The organism is Collinsella sp. LCP19S3_B7, assembly GCF_052121795.1.
Classification (GTDB): Bacteria; Actinomycetota; Coriobacteriia; order Coriobacteriales; family Coriobacteriaceae; genus Collinsella.
Window position 1 is genome coordinate 77,475 of sequence record NZ_JBQKDO010000008.1, and the last position, 18,790, is coordinate 96,264.

Annotated in this window: 12 protein-coding genes and 1 rRNA gene; 3 read left to right on the plus strand and 10 right to left on the minus strand. The window is 58.2% G+C overall.

The features are described 5' to 3' along the window. Nucleotide 1: 1 nt before the first annotated feature. The 6 genes from ACTQW0_RS04955 to uvrA all read right to left on the minus strand — a co-directional run bounded on the left by ACTQW0_RS04955 (nt 2) and on the right by uvrA (nt 10,850). Nucleotides 2-958: an ABC transporter permease gene (locus ACTQW0_RS04955; RefSeq protein WP_370450641.1), complete on the minus strand. Its 957-nt coding sequence runs from the start codon at nt 956-958 to the stop codon at nt 2-4. A gap of 157 nt (nt 959-1,115) precedes the next feature. Continuing rightward, nucleotides 1,116-2,723: an ABC transporter substrate-binding protein gene (locus ACTQW0_RS04960; RefSeq protein WP_441015871.1), complete on the minus strand. Its 1,608-nt coding sequence runs from the start codon at nt 2,721-2,723 to the stop codon at nt 1,116-1,118. 364 nt (nt 2,724-3,087) lie between these two features. After that, the gene (gene uvrC, locus ACTQW0_RS04965) at nt 3,088-4,974 is read right to left on the minus strand and encodes an excinuclease ABC subunit UvrC (protein ID WP_441567174.1); all 1,887 of its coding nucleotides are present in this window, start codon (nt 4,972-4,974) and stop codon (nt 3,088-3,090) included. A gap of 60 nt (nt 4,975-5,034) precedes the next feature. Next, a complete protein-coding gene (murJ, locus tag ACTQW0_RS04970; RefSeq protein WP_441567165.1) occupies nt 5,035-7,332 on the minus strand; it encodes a murein biosynthesis integral membrane protein MurJ in 2,298 nt (765 codons plus the stop codon). A gap of 3 nt (nt 7,333-7,335) precedes the next feature. After that, nucleotides 7,336-7,836: a Cys-tRNA(Pro) deacylase gene (ybaK, locus tag ACTQW0_RS04975; protein WP_154517518.1), complete on the minus strand. Its 501-nt coding sequence runs from the start codon at nt 7,834-7,836 to the stop codon at nt 7,336-7,338. A 134-nt stretch (nt 7,837-7,970) separates the two neighbouring features. Continuing rightward, nucleotides 7,971-10,850: an excinuclease ABC subunit UvrA gene (uvrA, locus tag ACTQW0_RS04980; RefSeq protein ID WP_427728763.1), complete on the minus strand. Its 2,880-nt coding sequence runs from the start codon at nt 10,848-10,850 to the stop codon at nt 7,971-7,973. A gap of 260 nt (nt 10,851-11,110) precedes the next feature. Between uvrA and ACTQW0_RS04985 the strand changes: the two genes are divergently transcribed. The 3 genes from ACTQW0_RS04985 to ACTQW0_RS04995 all read left to right on the plus strand — a co-directional run bounded on the left by ACTQW0_RS04985 (nt 11,111) and on the right by ACTQW0_RS04995 (nt 14,934). After that, nucleotides 11,111-11,941: an Mrp/NBP35 family ATP-binding protein gene (locus tag ACTQW0_RS04985; RefSeq protein WP_427718672.1), complete on the plus strand. Its 831-nt coding sequence runs from the start codon at nt 11,111-11,113 to the stop codon at nt 11,939-11,941. Next, nucleotides 11,942-13,213, plus strand: a complete 1,272-nt coding sequence (locus tag ACTQW0_RS04990) for an NAD(P)/FAD-dependent oxidoreductase (RefSeq protein ID WP_441567167.1) — start codon at nt 11,942-11,944, stop codon at nt 13,211-13,213. Nucleotides 13,214-13,293: 80 nt separating this feature from the next. Next, nucleotides 13,294-14,934, plus strand: a complete 1,641-nt coding sequence (locus tag ACTQW0_RS04995) for an NAD(P)/FAD-dependent oxidoreductase (RefSeq protein WP_441567169.1) — start codon at nt 13,294-13,296, stop codon at nt 14,932-14,934. A 65-nt stretch (nt 14,935-14,999) separates the two neighbouring features. On the opposite strand, the gene uvrB is transcribed toward ACTQW0_RS04995, so the two are convergent. The 4 genes from uvrB to rrf all read right to left on the minus strand — a co-directional run. Beyond that, a complete protein-coding gene (uvrB, locus tag ACTQW0_RS05000; RefSeq protein ID WP_427728756.1) occupies nt 15,000-17,240 on the minus strand; it encodes an excinuclease ABC subunit UvrB in 2,241 nt (746 codons plus the stop codon). A 51-nt stretch (nt 17,241-17,291) separates the two neighbouring features. After that, nucleotides 17,292-17,873, minus strand: coding sequence for a lytic transglycosylase domain-containing protein (locus ACTQW0_RS05005; RefSeq protein ID WP_441068933.1), 582 nt, complete (start codon nt 17,871-17,873; stop codon nt 17,292-17,294). Continuing rightward, the gene (coaE, locus tag ACTQW0_RS05010; protein WP_441567172.1) at nt 17,866-18,507 is read right to left on the minus strand and encodes a dephospho-CoA kinase; all 642 of its coding nucleotides are present in this window, start codon (nt 18,505-18,507) and stop codon (nt 17,866-17,868) included. Before coaE ends, ACTQW0_RS05005 begins: the two co-directional genes overlap by 8 nt. Before the next feature lie 192 nt (nt 18,508-18,699). Further along, nucleotides 18,700-18,790 (minus strand): 5S ribosomal RNA (gene rrf, locus ACTQW0_RS05015); the annotation flags it as partial.

Consider the following 18,790-nt stretch of genomic DNA (forward strand, 5'->3'; position numbering starts at 1 on the left):
TCTACACCGTCCTGATGCGCGGGTTGATGAGCAGGTAGAGCATGTCAACCACGATGTTGATGATGATGAAGGCAAGAGCAACGACGATGACGACGCCCTGAACCAGGTTCGCCTCGTTGCCCTGAACGCCCTGCAGGATCGCAGTACCCATGCCGGGGAGGTTGAAGATGACCTCGATGACGACGGCGCCGCCCATGAGATAGCCAATCTTAAGACCGAGGGTGGTGACCGGGGTGATCAGCGCGTTGCGGAGAACGTTGATGCCGACGACGACCTTCTCGGGAACGCCGGCGCCGCGAGCCATACGGACATAGTCCTTGTCGAGCTCCTCGACCATGGCGGTACGCACGATACGAGTCATCTGACCCGTCAGCGGAAATGCCAAGGCGATGGCGGGCATGATCATGCGTCCCAGATAGCCAGCCGGATTCGTGGTGAAGTGCGGCAGGGCACCCGATGCCGGGAGTACCTTAAGGTAGGAAGAGAACAGCAGGATCAACAGAACGGCAAGCCAGAACGACGGGGTTGCCAAGCCGGCGATGGAAAAGACGCGGATCACTTGGTCCGGCCATTTATCGCGATACAGTGCCGCGATGACGCCGAGCAAAAACGATACGACCGCACCGATGGCAAGACCGATGAAGGTCAGCTGCATCGTGACGGGTAGGGCCGTGGAGATGCGCTTGGCAACGGAGTTGCGAGCAGCACCATAGGTGCCCATGTCGCCATGGATCAAATTGCCCATATAGCGCACGTAGCGCACGGGCCAGGGGTCGTCCAGACCATACTTCTCATGGTACTCGGCAACCGCCTCGGGCGAGGCACCGTCACCCAACGCCGTGTAGGCGGGGTCGGTCTTGGAGAACGACATAAGGAAGAACACCAGGACGGTGACGCCCAATGCCATGATCGGCAGCGCCACGAGACGCCTTCCAATCAAACGTAGAAAGTTGTTCACGTTCTCTCCCCTTTCTTTTGTCGGTAGGACCAACTGGTATATGAGTACGGATACTCATTACAAGACCCGAGCGACATCGTTGCCGCCCGGGTCTTTGTTTCAACTATGAGGATACGGTCCCAACGGCCGACATCCTGCATATAGACTCAAGCGAGTCTTACGCCTTGACGGTCGCGACACCCTTAAAGGACATGCTCGTCGTGCCGATGCCCTTGAAGCCATCGAGGGCCTCGCCGTTGGGCGCAGTGGACGGATCGTTCCAGGAAGCGGAGACGGTCTTAACGTGGACAACGGGGTACAGAACGGCGTTGTCGGCGATGATGTCGAAGCACTCGTTCCACTTCTTCTGCTGCTCGTCGCCCTCGGCGGCAAGAGCCTCGTCCATAAGGCCGTGGAGCTTCTGCCACTCAGCGGACTCCTTCCACGGGCAACGGGTCTGCATCCAGACGTTGTCGCCGTACCACCAGTTGAGCAGCAGGTCGGGGTCTGCGCCGAAGCAGGAAGGATCGCCAGGGGCAAGGAGGATATCGTAGGCCTCGCCGCCGTCGATGGCAGCATAGGTGGCCGGCGAAGTATCGGTCTGGATGGTCACATCGAAGCCGAGAGCGTCGAGGTCGTTCTTGACCTGGGCAGCCATACCCTTGATCTGCTCGTTATCGGTGGTGCGCAGGGTAATGGCGCCCGGGGTGATACCGGACTCCTCGATAAGCTTCTTGGCCTTCTTGGCGTCGGTCTTGTACACCGTGGAGGCCTCATGATAGTTGGTGAAGCTCTTGGGCAGGTAGCAGCTGGCAGCGGTAGCAAGGCCGGCGAAGGTGTTGCTGATCATCTTCTCGGTGTCGAGCGCATACATGACAGCCTGACGGACCTTGACGTCGTTCCAAGGCTCCTTGGCGACGTTGAACATGATGAAGCGGGTGCCGAAGCCCTGGACGTTGTCAATCTTGCAGCCAGCGCCCTCGAGCTGGTCGACGGCGTCAGCGGTAACGAGCTCCATGACGAGCGTGGAGCCTTCCTGCTGAGCGGTGACGCGAGCGGTGGGGTCGGTCAGGATGCTGTACTGGATCTTCTTATCCTCGGCAGCATACTCACCGTTGTACTCGGGGTTGGGAACCAGGGTGATCTCGGTATCGGAGATAGAATCGTACATCCAGGGGCCGGAGCCGATCGGCTGCTTGGCGCGATCCTCCTCGCTCTGGGCGGCAGGAGTAACGCGAATAATGGCCAGACGATCCTTGAGCAGGGAGAAGTTGGGGACCTTGGTCTTGACCGTCACGGTGCTGGCATCCTTGGCCTCGATGGACTCGAAAGGCTGGAAGAACGGAGCGTAGGTGGCAGAAGCGGCGCAAGCGGTGTAGGAGGCGACGACGTCGTCAGCGGTAACCTCGGTGCCATCGGAGAATTTGGCGCCCTTGCGGATGGTGACCTCGAAGGTGGTGTCGTCCACGGACTTGGGATCATCGGTGGCGAGCTCGTTGAAAGTGCTGTAGTCGTGGTAATCGATGCCGTAGAGGCCCTCGACGACGTGCCAGTTAGCGCCCAGGCCCACGGCGGAGCCAGTGCTGGCGGGGTCGAAGCTGGACGGAGCGTAAGCGGAACCGGCAGTGATCACGCCGCCGCCACGGTTGGCGGAATCGGCGGGAGCGGAACCCTCGTCGCTAGAGCTGCCACCGCAGCCAGTGAGACCAAGGCCGGCGACAGCAGCGACGCTGCCGGTGAGGCCGAGGAACGAACGCCTGGACATACCCTTATTGATGATGGCCATGTCTTCTCCTATCAATAGAGAATCTTACCCGGGAGCACCTAAACTTGCCCCCGCGCAACTTGCGGACGATATATACCTTACCTACCGACAAACCCAACTGAGGTGCCGCGCTCGGCGACCGATACATACATACGCTTGAACGGTATTTACTACCGTTCACCGAATTCGTTGACAAACGATACAGCAGACAGTATGTATCGGCGAGGTGAGATATCAGTCTTCGTCAACCCGCAGGATAGCAGGGTTTTCGCTTGGGTTAGTCAAACGTTTTAGCGTTAATAAAACCCGAAACCAGCAGGCAATCATGGCGAAATAAATGGTTGAAAATCGCGCAATCATGTATATCAGTTGTTTATGCTCGTGTTTAGCTATCGGAATGGCCAGCCGCGGCCTCGGCGCGCTCGGCATTCCATGCAACGAGCGCCTCGTGGACCGCCTTGGCAACATCGGCAGGTATGCCGCGAACTTCCGCGATCTCTTGCTCACTCGCCGCGCGCAACCGCTTCATCGAGCCAAAATGGCGCATAATTGCACGTTTTCTAGTGGGTCCCACGCCTGGAACGTCATCGAGTACCGAAACCGTCATGGCTTTATCGCGCAATTCGCGATGGAACGTGATGGCAAAACGGTGCGATTCGTCGCGCACCTGCTTGATGAGATAGAGCGACGCAGACCCGGTCGGAAGTACGACAGGAGTCTCGTCCCAAGGCACGAAAACCTCCTCATCGGCCTTTGCCAAACCACAAACTGGTATATCGAGTCCAAGGGCCTCAAGTTGCTTAATTGCAGCCGTCAATTGCGGCTTGCCGCCGTCGACAACGAGCAAATCGGGGCGCGAGCCAAAACGTTCGTCGGTCATCCGCTCGGGAGCATAGCGACGCCCCAAAACCTCGGACATCGAAACGAAGTCGTTCGCCTCGTCCAATTCGGCCTGGATTTTAAAGCGGCGGTACTGGCTCTTGTCGGCGTGGCCGTTGGTAAACACCACCATCGAGGCGACCGTAAAGGTGCCATGAAGCGTAGAGATATCGAAGCACTCGATTCGCATTGGCGGCGCAGGTAGCGCCAAGGCGCTCTCAAGCTCCAGGAGCGCTCGATTGGTGCGATCGTCGGCGTATCCCGTGCGCATCATATAACGCATGAGGGCATGACGCGCATTTTTAGATGCCATATCGAGCAACCGGTGTTTTTCGCCGCGCTGAGGCCTATGGAGATGACAGGAACGCTCGCGCTTGTCCGAAAGCCACTCCCCTAGCGCCTCCGCATCCTCAAGCTCGACGGAAAGGTTCACCTCGGCTGGAATATCAGCCGTCTCGTCGTAATAGCGCTTGAGAAAACCCGACTGAAGCTCCTCTTCATCGACATCCAGGCCCTTATCGAGAATGAACTCACAGGTTCGAACCGTTCGCCCCTCGCGCACAACAAACACGCAGGCGGCCGAAATGGTCTCTTCTCGATAGAAACCAATCACATCGAGATCGACACCCGACGGAAAAACGACCTGCTGTCGGTCGTCCAGGCCCCTAATAACTTCCAAGCGACGCTTGACGCGCGCCGCCCGCTCAAAATCGAGCGCTTCGGCGGCGTCCGTCATCTCGGATGTAAGCTCATCAACGACATCTTTACGATGGCCCGACAAAAATCGCTCGACGCGTTTAACGTTTTTAGCATAGTCGGCTGGAGAGATCGCACCGACGCATGCCCCCGGGCCGCGGCCAACATGGAAGTCAAAGCAGGGACGCCCGTTTTGAGCGCAAATCATATTGACGATATCTTCTTCGCCCTTGTGGGACTCGACGATACGGCGGCATCGACGCCATTCCGCACAAGAAGCCGAGCAGATCGGGATTACCTTGCGCAGCGTATCAATGGTCTCGCGCGCCGCGCGGCTGTCGGTGTAGGGACCAAAATAACGCGTTCCCGGCTTATGACGCTCACGAGTATATTTAATAGCTGGGAACAGATCGCTCTTGGTGATAGCGATAAAGGGATAGCTCTTATCGTCCTTAAGGTCGACATTAAAGTACGGATGGTATTGACCGATCAGGTTGCGCTCGAGCACCAGCGCCTCGTGCTCGTTCTCGACAACGATATAGTCAAAGCTCGCAACCAGCTGCATCATCAGTGGAATCTTTTGGCGCTCGTCCTGCAACGTCACATATTGACGCATGCGCGAGCGCAGATTTTTAGCCTTGCCAACGTAAATGACATCGCCCTTGGCATCTTTCCAAAGGTAGCAGCCAGGCTGCATGGGCACACGCGAAACCTGTTCGGCAAGCGTTGGAATGTTGTCATGACCTGCCACGACTGCCTACCTGCGGCGAAGAAGCGCGGAGACCTCAGGCATCTTTAGAAGGACGGCAAGGCCAAAAGTCACGGCAAGTGAAACCATGCCCGCGATGCAAACATAGCCCAAGGTAATAAGAATCGATCCGCCAAGCGCTCCGACAAAACTCTCGAGCGCCCACAAAACGCCGGCACCCGCTGCGGCACCCAGGCCGCCGAGCAAAAGGCCATAGAAGCAGCCGTGCAGAATAGATTTAACCTGAAGACCCTGCAGACGACGACGCAGCCACCACAGCGAACAGCCGACCAGAATCACATAGTCGACAACATACGACATCGCAATCGCAGGCATGCCATAGCCCAGCACCACACCAAACAGCAGAACCGAACCAGCCTGACCGATGGCAGAGTATAGGCAATAGCGACTATAGGGCTTCATGTCGAGCAACGCCGAGAAGCTCTTCTGCATCAACACGACCACGCCGTAGAGCGGCAGGGAGAGCGCCAGATAAACCAGAAACTCGGACACAAGCGCCACACCCGACTCGTCGAACTTGCCGGCGCAATAAATCATGTTGAGCGGACGGGCAAACACAATGAGATATAGCGCGAAAGGAATCAGGAAGAAGAGCATCTGGGCCACGCCGCGCGAGATACCAACGCGCACGCTGTCATAATCCTTTTCCTGGGCATCGTGCGAAAGCTCGGTATAAAGCGCCGTCGAGAGCGAGGCGGCTATCAAGGCATAAGGCAGTGTGTACCAAAGGCGCGCATAGGCAATTACAGAAGGACCGGTCTCGGGCTGCACCACCAGCGCGGCTGCGTTGGTAATGGAAGTCGACACGAACATGCATACCGTAGCGAGCAACGTCGGGACGCCGAGCGCGAGCGTCTGTCGCAGTGCAGGATCCTTAAAGTCGATATGAATATGAGGCCGGACACCATGCTTACCGAGTGCGGGAATCTGGCACGCCATCTGGACAAAAACGCCAAGCGTCGTGCCGAGCGAAATCAAAACGACGCCCGCCTGCTCACCAAAGCAGGCAGATACGGGAGCGAAGCCCATAAAACTCGCAATGACAATCACATTGTTGAGTACCGGGGCGAACGTCGACCAAAAGTAGTCACGATGCGCGTTAAGAACGCCCGAGAACACCGAGCCCAAGCCGTAGAACAAAATCTGAATGGCAAAGAAACGGAACATGAATGCAGCGGTATCCATGCTTCCGCCATCGCCCGAAAGGAACGACTGCGTCCAGATAAAGCCCGGAGCAAACACGGTGCCCAACACCGAAATGCCGCCCAGCAGCAAAAGCAGGATGCCGAGCAGATTACCTACGTATTCGTTTGAGGCGCCGCGACCCTGCTCACGACGCACGCCCATGTACACCGGCAAAAAGGCGGTAACCAACATACCGCCCATCACGAGCTCATAGAGCATATTGGGCAGGTTGTTGGCGACCTGATAGGAAGACGAGAGCAGCGACATGCCGATGGCGGCAGCCATAGCCCAAGTACGGATAAACCCGGTGACGCGCGACACGATGGTCAGTGCAGTCATGAGGCCGGCAGAACGGCCAACCGTAGAGTAGTCCGACGAGCCCATATCATCTACGTCGTCCTGTGATTGGGGGCTGACTTCAGTGTGTTGTCGAGAATCAACCTCGATATCAGGCTCATCGATTATCGCGAAGGGGTCGTCGACCAAAACGGCATCATCGGCAGAAAAAGCTCCGTCAACAGGCGTGACATCGTTGTCAAACGAAGCGTCATCGTTAGCTACGGCATTATTACCAAACACCGTGTCAACTTCCCTGGCGGCAGCGGTTCGACCAGAAAACGACAAAGGATCCCAATCATCGTCCTCAACAGCAACGCCCTCGACCGGATCGGTCGAGCCGAGCGGTGACCACTCGTCATCCAAAAGCAACTGCTCGCCATCACCGTCGGTTGCAGGCCTCGCGGGACGATCGGCTGGGACACCCTGCAGTGCGCCCTTTCCCTGAGCCGCCATCAAAAACACCGCCGTCTCATCGGGACGCGGCGCACGAGACGCCCCGGCGTCAGGCATCCGTCCGGCACGGGATTGAGCCGCGGCCAAAAACACCGCCGTCTCATCGGGACGAGCCGAAGAGAGAATCGTACGGGGAGGCACCGTACCGGCACCGGCGGCACGCAAATACACAGCCGTCTCCCCTGGATCTGCAGCAACGGACCAAGCGTTTCGAATCTGGTCATCGAGCGAAGAAGCCTCAGGCGCGGGCGTCTGAGAAGCCGAACCCTTTGCAAAGTGAGCTCCGCGCTTCGATTCTTCCTGCGGCATCGCTCAGTCCTCTCTCGTGATCGGGGCAACCGTCGCCCCGCAAAATGCAACTAAGTCGTCGGGGGCAAGCTCAAGTTGATAGCCACGCTTACCGCCTGAGATAAAAATGGTATCCCAAAGGACGCATGTCTCATCGATCAGCGTCCGAAAGCGTTTTTTCATGCCGACTGGACTGCAGCCGCCCCGGACATACCCCGTCGCGGCAAGCAAGTCCTTGACATGCATCATGGTCAGCGACTTTTCACCAGCGGCGCGCGCGGCGGCCTTTAGGTCAAGCTCGTCGGCAACGGGAAGACAGCACACAACGTGTTCGTTGGACGGCGTCACGCAAACCAAGGTCTTAAACCCCTGGCCAGGCTCCTCGCCAAGTTGTTCCAAAATTGCAACGCCTAAACCCACCGACTCATCGCCATCGTCTTCATACGTATGGAGAATATAGGAGATGCCGGCGTTTTCCAGCTCGCGCATCGCATTGGTTTTCGGCGTCTTTGCAGCCTTTGCCATGGCATGTCCCTTCCCTCGCATTCGAACGTAACGCCTAAGTATATGTCCAATTTAGCCGCATACGTCATCTCGACACACAGAAGCGCCACCGAATCGAAAGGAATCGGTGGCGCTTCTCGTACGACGGCGTCTCTTTACTGGGCGTCGAGTTGTGCCTGACGCTCGCGGTCGCGCTTGAGCAGCGGTGCCAAGAACTTGCCCGTGTAACTCTGCGAACATGCCGCGACCTGCTCCGGCGTACCCGAGACCACGACGGTTCCGCCGCCATTGCCGCCCTCGGGACCCATATCGATCAGGCGGTCGGCAACCTTGATGACATCAAGGTTGTGTTCAATCACCAGCACCGTGTTGCCCGCATCGACCAAGCGCTGCAGCACATCGAGCAGCTGGCGGACGTCCTCAAAATGAAGGCCGGTCGTCGGCTCGTCCAAAATATAGAACGTCTTGCCCGTCTGGCGTCGATGAAGCTCCTTGGCGAGTTTCACACGCTGCGCCTCGCCGCCCGAAAGCGTCGTGGCAGGCTGCCCCAAACTCACATAGCCCAAGCCAACGTCATACAAAGTCTGAAGCTTGCGCTTAATCTGCGGGATATTCCCAAAGAAGGCCAGCGCCTCGGTGACGCTCATGTCGAGCACGTCCGAGATGGTCTTGCCACGGTAGGTGACCTCGAGTGTCTCGCGGTTGTAGCGTTTACCGCCGCAAACTTCGCAGGGAACGTAGATATCGGGAAGGAAGTGCATCTCGATCTTGATCTGTCCGTCGCCCTTGCACGCCTCACAGCGCCCGCCACTCACATTAAAGGAGAAACGACCCGGCGAGTAGCCGCGCGCCTTCGACTCCGGCGTACTCGCAAACAGCGCGCGAAGATCATCCCACAGGCCAATATAGGTAGCAGGGTTGGAACGCGGTGTGCGGCCAATCGGCGACTGGTCGATATCGATAACCTTATCGATACACTCGATGCCCTCGATTTTCTTATACGGACCCACAGGGCGCGTCGAACGGTGAATAGCATTCGTAAGGGCAGGCGCAATGGTGTCGGTAACCAGGGAGCTCTTGCCCGATCCCGACACGCCGGTAACAACCGTAAGCGTACCAAACTCAATCTTGGCAGTAACGTTTTTGAGGTTGTTAGCTCGAGCGCCCGTAATTTTAAGGCAGCCGCGACCGGGCTTGCGCCGTTCATCAGGCACCCGGATCATTCGTTTGCCGGTCAGATAAGCGCCCGTCATCGACTCAGGACACGCCATGATATCGGCAGGCGTTCCCGCCGCGACTACGTGTCCGCCGTTGACGCCGGCGCCGGGCCCCATGTCGATCACGTAGTCAGCGGCACGGATCGTGTCCTCGTCGTGTTCGACGACGATGACGGTATTGCCGATATCGCGCAGGCGCTCAAGGGTCTTGATCAGGCGCTCGTTATCGCGCTGATGAAGGCCGATCGATGGCTCGTCTAGAATATAGAGCACGCCCATGAGACCCGCGCCGATCTGCGTTGCCAGGCGAATACGCTGCGCCTCGCCACCAGAAAGCGTCGCCGAGGCACGATCGAGCGTCAGATAGTCGAGTCCAACATCGACCAGAAAACGCAAGCGCTCCAGGATTTCCTTGACGATGCGCCCGCCGATAAACTGTTGGCGCTCGGTGAGCTCCAGGCCCTCAAAAAACTCGAGCGACTCACGGCACGACAGGCAACAAACCTCGTAAATGGACTTGCCGCCCACGGTGACGGCGAGCATCTCAGGGCGCAAACGAGCGCCGTGGCAGCTCGAGCACGGTTCCTCGCGAATGTACTTCTCCAAGCGCGCCTTGGTGTTCTCGTTCGTCGTCTCGGTATAGCGTTCGTACAGGATGTTGCGAACGCCCGAAAACTTGGTATCCCACTGGCTACGACGTCCGTCGAGCTTTTGGTAGTCAACCGAGATCTTCGTATCGCCCAGGCCATCCAAGAATGCACGACGCACGCGAGGGGGCAAGTCCTCCCACGGCGTATCGGCGCTTACCTTAAAGTGTTTACAGACCGCAGCAAAAATCTGCGGGTAGTAGTTCGAATTGCCAAACAGGCTACCAAAGACTCCGTCGGCAATGGACTTCGAGGGGTCCTCGATCAGCGCCTCGGCATCAACGGTTTTCTTAAAGCCCAGGCCGTCGCACTCAGGACATGCGCCATAGGGAGCGTTAAACGAAAAATCACGCGGCTGAAGATCGTCAATGGAGTGTCCATGCTCCGGGCACGCCAAGGCCAACGAATACTCCAGCAGCTCGCCCTCGGTCCCCTCGGGAGCATCACGATCGGGCAGCATGTACACATTTACATTGCCGTGAGCCAGCGCGGTCGCCTGCTCAACGGACTCGGCGATACGGCCCAGAGAGTTCTCACGGATCACGATGCGATCGACCACGACCTCGATATCGTGCTTGAACTTCTTGTCCAGATCGATTGGATCGTCGAGCGAGCGCACTTCACCGTCGACACGCACGCGGCTAAAGCCCTCGGCGCGAAGGTCCTCAAACAGTTTGGTGTACTCGCCTTTTCGCCCGCGCACCACCGGTGCCAGCACAAACGCGCGGCGACCCTCCCCCGCCGCCAAGACCTTGTCGGCAACCTGGTCGGTCGTCTGGCGCTCAATGACGCGGCCGCATTCGGGACAGTGCGGGGTGCCCACACGGGCGAACAGCAGGCGCAGATAGTCATAAATCTCGGTTACGGTGCCAACCGTCGAGCGAGGGTTTTTAGACGTCGTCTTTTGGTCAATCGACACCGCCGGCGAAAGGCCGTCGATTGAATCCAAGTCGGGTTTGTCCATCTGGCCCAAGAACTGGCGCGCATAGCTCGAAAGGCTCTCGACGTATCGACGCTGGCCCTCGGCATAGATAGTGTCAAATGCCAGCGAGCTCTTGCCCGAGCCAGAAAGACCGGTAATGACCACGAGTTGGTCACGCGGAATGGAAACATCGATATCACGGAGGTTGTGCTCACGAGCGCCGCGAATAACGATAGAAGAATCAGACATGGAAGCTCCTTGCCTCCTATTGCATCGAATCATACTGCCGATGAGTTTAGCGCACTCGACGCGCACAGATGTTCGTAATACAAGATTCCCAGACCTTTAGCTTTGTCCGACGCACGCATGTTGCGTGTCCGACCCACGCTTTCGAATGCCATCGATTACCCATCGCACATCACAAATGACTCCCGCTCGCAAACGAGGGTACAATGACGCTCGTGTCACATCACGGGGCCCCGGCCCCAACATATACAAAGGAGTCATACATGGGTTGCGAGCACGCACAGGCCGCCGGCGGACAAACGTCGCCGTCGCAATTTGAGGAGAACACGCTGTCCGAGGTCAAACGCGTCATCGCTGTGCTTTCCGGCAAGGGCGGTGTCGGCAAGTCGTTTGTCACCGGTGCCATCGCCACCGAGCTTGCCCGTCACGGCCACAAGGTCGGCGTCCTCGATGCCGACATCACCGGTCCCTCTATCCCCAAGATGTTCGGTATGAGCGGACGCCACGTCCATGCCCTTGGCAACCTTATGCTGCCCGAAATCTCCGAGCACGGCGTCAAGGTCATGAGCTCCAACCTGCTGCTCCAAAACGAGACCGACCCCGTCCTTTGGCGCGGTCCGGTCATCGCAGGCGCCATTAGGCAGTTCTGGAGCGAGACCTCGTGGGGCCCCATCGACTACCTGCTGGTCGACATGCCTCCGGGAACAGGCGACGTCGCGCTCACCGTCTTCCAGTCGCTGCCCGTCGACGGCATCGTCATCGTCACGAGCCCGCAGGATCTGGTCTCGATGATCGTCGCCAAGGCGGTTAACATGGCCGAGAAGATGAACGTCCCCATTCTGGGCATTGTCGAGAACATGAGCTATATTGAGTGCCCCGACTGCGGCAAGAAGATCGAGGTCTTTGGCAAGAGCAAGCTCCCCGAGGTCGCAGAGCGCTATAACCTCGACATCTTGGGCCAGCTTCCCATTAATCCGGCACTCGCCGAGGCCTGCGATAAGGGCGAGGTCGAGACCGCGCTGCCCGACGGCATGTTGCCCCAGGCCGTCTCTGCCGTCGAGGCCATTGCCCCGCACGAGACCGACGAGGCCTAAGTGAACACGAGCGCCTTCTATGACGTCCTGGTAATCGGCGGCGGGGCTTCAGGCCTCGCCGCCGCCATTACGGCCGCACGCGCGGGTAAAAGCGTCTGCATCGTTGAGCGCGATGTCGCGTGCGGCCTTAAGCTGCTTGCGACCGGAAACGGTCGCTGCAACCTCTCCAACGAATCGATTGATCCTCAGCGGTATAACCGCCCCGCATTCGTCGAATCCGTCATGGGCCCCCAGCCCGAGCAAGAGCTTATGGGTTTCTTCTCCTCGCTGGGCATCATGACAACCTCCGAGGAAGGCCGGCTGTACCCGCGCTCCCTTCGCGCCGAATCGGTACGCGACGCGCTTCTCAACGTTTGCGACCGCCTGGGTATCACCTTAATCTGCGGAGCCAACGTTGCCTCGGCGCACAAAGCTTCCGAAGGCTGGGCACTCCAAATAAACCGTCCAGCGCGGGCGCTCAAGGCAAAAAAGCACGACGACCGAAAATCGGAGCTCCGCTCGCTTCGGAAAGCACTCGCCGATGTCCCTCGCAAGAACGAGGCCCTGGAGGCGCGCGCCGTAATTATCGCCACGGGCGGCAACCCCACCGGTATCGCCGATACGTTTAGCCTCCCCCTCACTTCGCTGCGCCCCATCCTCTGCCCCGTATCGGCAACGGTCGTTGGCGATCGGGCGGCACTCAAGACGTTGGATGGTCTGCGCGTCCGCGCCCGCTTGACGCTCACCCGAAACCATAGGGAGCTCTGGCACGAAGACGGTGAAGTACTGTTTCGAACCTTCGGTATCTCGGGCGTCGCTGTCTTCAACCTCTCCCGTCGTATCCAGCGCGGCGATACGATCCTGCTCGACGCTTTCCCCGACCTCTCTAAAGACGATTTGCTCGATATGCTTAACAGGCGCGTTAAGCTGCTCGGCGGCTTTTCGCCCCGCGATCCCCGTTGGCTCGACGGCATGCTCGCCCCGCAACTCTCCCGCGTCGTCTGCACAGCGTTCGAGCAGTGCCATCCGGGCTCCAACGATGTCGTCCACCTGGTCTCGATCCTCAAGCACTTTAAGTTGCTCGTCGAGGGAACAGCCGAGGAGCGCTCGGCGCAGGTCACGCGTGGTGGCGTATCTGTCGAGAGCATCTCAACACCCAGTCTACACGCGTGCAGCGTTGTCGACGCCCCGCTTTACGTCTGCGGCGAAGCGCTCGACATCGACGCCGATTGCGGAGGCTTTAACCTTGCGTGGGCCTGGATCTCGGGCATTCGCGCTGCAAGCAGCCTGTAGCCGCACAGTCTATAATCAAAAACGCATTCGGGCCGTCTGGGATACCGGACGGCCTCTTTCTTGCCTCTAAGGAGACCTCGATGATCGAAATCACCCAAGTCAACGCGTCACTCGATGAAGCCGGCGATGAAAATGCCTGCCTCATTGTTGGCAAGCGAGTCGCCAAGCGCGTCCTACGTTGCAAGGACTCCGAGATCAAGTCCATCGAGCTCCACCGCAAGTCAATCGACGCTCGCAAAAAACGAGACGTCCATTTTATCCTGAGCTTTCGTGTTGAGCTGACTAGTCCCCACCTCGAGCGAGAAGCGATCGACAGCGTTGCCGAGCGTGACCGCTCGCGCGTACGCGCGATAGAAGACGATGAACCTTCATTCCCCTCCCCCGTTTCCGGCGCACCCAAAGAGCGCCCCATCGTCGTCGGTGCCGGATGCGCCGGCCTTTTCGCCGCACTCACCCTTGCCGAAGCAGGTCTGAAGCCCTTGCTCATCGAGCGCGGCGACCCGGCATTTCGCCGCTCGCAGGCGATCGACCTCTTTCTAAAGGAGCGTATCCTCGACCCCGAGAGCAATATCCAGTTTGGTCTGGGCGGCGCGGGGACCTTCTCGGACGGCAAGCTCAATACGGGAACAAAAAATCCCGCCCATCGCCTCATCCTCGAAACCTTCGTCGAGGCGGGTGCGCCCCGCGATATTCTGTGGGATGCCAAGCCGCACATTGGCTCCGACATCCTTCCCACGGTTGTTACCGCTATATCCCAGCGCATCGAGCAGCTCGGAGGTGTCGTCCGTTATCGAACAAAACTCGTCGACATTCGCATCGACGCGTCTGGCACCATCACCGGTATTGATGTCCAATCATCCCAAGACGCCGCTTACGAGTCAATTGAGACAAAGCACCTCATCCTCGCCTGCGGGCATTCTGCTCGCGATATTTTTGAACTCCTTAAGGACCACGACGTGGCCCTCGCACAAAAGACCTTTGCCATGGGCGTTCGCATCGAGCATCCGCAGCGCGACATCGACCGAGCCCAATATGGAGCCTCGGCGGGACATCCTGCCCTCGGAGCAGCCCCCTACAAACTCGTCGCTCATCTTCCCAACGGCCGCAGCGTGTTCTCGTTTTGCATGTGCCCCGGCGGGCAGGTTGTCGCCGCCTCTTCCGAGCAGGGCCACCTGTGCGTCAACGGCGCCAGCCTCAATGCCCGCGACGGCCGTAACGCAAATGCCGCCCTGCTCGTTAACGTAACGCCCGAGGACCTTCCCGACGATGACCCGCTCGCCGGCATCGAGCTCCAGCGCGCCTGCGAGGCGGCCGCCTATCGCCTGGGCGGTTCCAACTGGAACGCACCGGCACAACTCGTCGGAGATTTCCTCGCAGGACGCGCCAGCAAGGCGCCCGGAAAGGTAAAGCCCACCTATCCGCTCGGTGTGACCTGGACGGCAATTGACGAAGCCCTGCCGCAGCATATCGTCGAGTCGCTCCGCCTGGGACTTCCCCTACTCGGAAAAAAGCTACGGGGATACGACCGCCCCGATGCCGTTCTTACCGGCGTGGAGACTCGTTCGAGCTCACCGGTCACTGTCACCCGAGACCGAACGTGCCATGCCGTGTCGACCTCGGGCCTCTACCCTTGTGGTGAGGGAGCTGGATATGCCGGAGGCATCATGAGCGCGGCCACCGACGGTATCCGTTGTGCCGAAGCCCTGATCGCAGACCTCTAACGAACGAATTCCAGCGCGCAAAAGACACAGGCCCCGAGCTCCACAGGGAACTCGGGGCCTGTTCGCTATTTCTTAAACCGTGCACCCTGGCGTTTTCTACCCGATGCGAACGTGGAACCCTTGCGGGCCTGCGAACGCAAGCGCTCGATCGTCTCGTCCTCAGACGCACCCTCGAGCATCGCCCGAATCTGAACGACAGCATCACGCAGGCGCGCCGCCTCCTCAAAGTCCATGGCGGCAGAAGCGTTACGCATATCCTCTTCCATGGTTTCGACGATCCGCACAAGCTCGTCATGCGGTAGTTCTTCCAACTGCTCCGCAAGTGTCTGCTCGGGCGCCGCCGTTTCCGGCACACCGCCCTCGCCCGACTCATCGGGCGTATAGAATGCACCATGGCCAAGAGAGTCGCCCTTCGAGCGTCCCTTGGAGCCCACAGTTTTTTCGGCCTCGGCAATAAAACTTGAGATGTCGTTGATGGCCTTGCGCACTGTCTTGGGCACAATGCCATGTTCTTCGTTATATGCCATCTGAATCTCGCGACGGCGCCGCGTCTCCTCGATGGCCGCTTTCATCGAATCGGTCACAACGTCTGCATACATGATGACTTCGCCATCGGCGTTACGGGCCGCACGGCCAATCGTCTGAATCAGCGAACGGCGGTTGCGCAAGAAGCCTTCCTTATCGGCATCGAGAATTGCCACTAGTGAGACCTCGGGAAGATCCAAGCCCTCGCGAAGCAGGTTGATGCCAACGAGGACATCGATCTTGCCCTCGCGCAGCGTTCGCAGGATCTCGACACGGTCCATTGTCGCCGTATCAGAGTGCATGTAATTGACCTTAATGCCCGCATCAAGTAGATGGTCGGTCAGGTCCTCGGCCATGCGCTTGGTCAACGTGGTCACCAGGACGCGCTCCTTGCGGGCAACGCGCTCGCGAATCTCGTCCTCAAGATCGTCAATCTGACCGCGAACGGGACGCACGTCAATCTTGGGGTCGAGCAGGCCGGTCGGACGAATAATCTGCTCCACGTCGTTTTGGCTCACCCGCAGCTCGTAGTCGCCCGGCGTGGCCGAGACGTAGATGAACTGCGGAATCCTCGCCTCAAACTCATCGAAGCGAAGCGGACGATTGTCGAGCGCCGAGGGCAGGCGAAAACCATGCTCAACAAGCGTAACTTTGCGCGATCGGTCGCCTTCGTGCATGCCGCGAATCTGTGGCACCGTCACGTGGCTCTCGTCTATGATGCAGAGCATGTCCTTGGGAAAATAGTCAATCAAGGTAAACGGCGGTTCACCCGGCTTACGCCCGTCCAAATGGCGAGAGTAGTTCTCGATGCCGTTGCAAAAGCCCATGGTCTCAAGCATCTCGAGGTCATAATCGGTCCGTTGCTGCAGACGTTGCGCCTCGAGCAACTTGTCGGTCGCCTTGAGCTCCGCGACGCGTTTTTCGCATTCTTCACTGATTGACTTCAAGGCCGCCTTGACCTTGGGCTTCTCGGTCACATAGTGCGATGCCGGCCACACGGGAATAGCCTCATACTCACGAAGCATCTCACCGGTAACCTCATCGATTTCGGCGATAAGCTCGACCTCATCGCCAAAGAACTCAAATCGCAACGGATGCTCGGCATAGGGCGGATACACATCGACAACATCACCGCGCACGCGGAAGGTGCCACGCGCCAAGTCATAGTCGTTCCGGTCGTACTGAATGTCGATGAGCGCATGGATAAAGTCATCGCGCTCGAGCGGTACTTTCTTGTCGACATTCGGCGCCAGCCCCGCATAGTCCTCAGGAGAGCCGATGCCATAGATGCAGGACACCGAAGCAACGACAATCACATCGCGTCGAGAAAGCAACGAGGCGGTCGCCTGATGTCGAAGCATCTCGACTTCTTCGTTAATCGAAGCATCCTTCTCGATATACGTATCGCTTTGCGGCACATATGCCTCGGGCTGATAGTAGTCGTAGTACGAGACAAAGTAGACCACGGCGTTGTTGGGAAAGAATTCTTTGAGCTCGCTCGCAAGCTGGGCGGCGAGGGTTTTGTTGGGGGCCATGACCAGCGTTGGCTTACCGAGAGCTTCGATGGTCTTGGCCATGGTAAAGGTCTTGCCCGAGCCGGTCACGCCAAGCAAAACCTGATAGCGGTCTCCGTCCCTCACACCCTGCACAAGCGACTCAATGGCCTTAGGCTGTGAACCTGCAGGCTCATAGGGAGACACGACCTCAAACGGTACCTCGGAGCCCTCAACGCCAAAACGTTTGAGCTCTCCGCCAACACGCTCAACTTCAAAATCCGCCATGGATACTCCTAACTCATACATCTGCAGTATACGCAGGCGGCAGGCATAGTCCTATACGAACCGGTCGGGATAGAGGGTCTTATAGCGAATCCAGGCATTATTGACACGAATCAAATAGGCTTGCGTCTCGGGAAAGGCAATCGCGTTATGGAGCGATGTGTTTTGCTGCGCCCACCCATCGACATTGCCCATTCCGGCATTGTAAGCAGCAATAGCGCTATCCGTCGACCCATTGAAATACGTCAACAGGTATGAGAGGTACGCGCACCCAAATTCGATATTCGAAGCGGGGTCATTCAGGTCATCGGCAGAATACTCGTCCCCGTCGACAAGGCCCTTAGCGATCATATCCTGAGCGGTTTCGGGCATAAGTTGCATGAGACCTTGGGCGCCCTGATTTGATTCCGCCTCGGGATCCCAGTTTGATTCCGACTTGATGACGGCACACACCAGATACGGATCGAGATTATGCGAAATACTGGACTGCTTTACATACGCCTCATAGTCAATCGGATAGAACGGTTTAAAGAAAGCGGCGGGAGCACACGAGTAAACGAGCGAGATAAGGCCAAAGACGAAAACGACAACCAGCGGCACAAGGCGATACCACGTAAAGAAACGCGTCTTAGGCATCTGTCGTCTCCTTATCCATAGCATCCATAAGGCCATGGCGAGCAAGCCACGCGTCCAGTTGTTCAAAGAGCGAGCTGTCGCTCGCTGCGTTATCAATCACGGTCGTGGCGAGACTGCAAAGCGAAGACTCATCGGGTTGGCAAGCACAGCGAGCATCAAAATCGGATGGCTCCATACCACGGTGAATAGCACGTTCGCGACGGACCGCTAAAGGAGCGCTAACAACCATAATTTCATCCGCAAGGCCAAAGGCGTCCTCGAAGCCAGTCGGAGCAGATACTTCGACCGCCGCAAAGGGATAGCGGGGGGACGAAACCGTACAGCAAGCAGGATCGAGAATCCTCAGCGAAAGCTGCTCAATGAGAGCGGGGTGAACAATACTATTGAGCCTTGCAACCGTATCGGGAGAAACAAAAGCTCGAGAAGCGAGAACGTTACGTCGAACACCGCCATCCTCGTCCAAAATATCCCAGCCAAACTCTTCAGCAAGAGCATTGACGATATCCGACCCCGGTACGTACAGCGATTTGGCAAGAACGTCTAAATCGATAAGCAGGGCTCCGCGAGATTCCAGAAAGCGGCAGGCAGTCGATTTACCCGAAGCAATATTGCCCAAAACGAAAACGGTAAACATCAAGCCCTCCCTAACGTCAATGCGAGTAATTATCGCGCAAATACAAAGCGACGGTTCAAAAAACAGCCAAACAGTAAGAGAGTCAAAGGAAGAGTCCGTTCACAAGGCACAGCTTGTATATAGCGCAAAAAAGGGGGAGGCCGCGAGGCCTCCCCCTTCCCAGTCCAAGCGCACGGCTCGGTGCCGTCCACCGGTCAGCGGCGCCCTGGCCTCCCACGGGCTGGCCCCGCAGTACTCTCGGCGCGATGGGGCTTAGCTTCCGGGTTCGGAACGGGACCGGGCG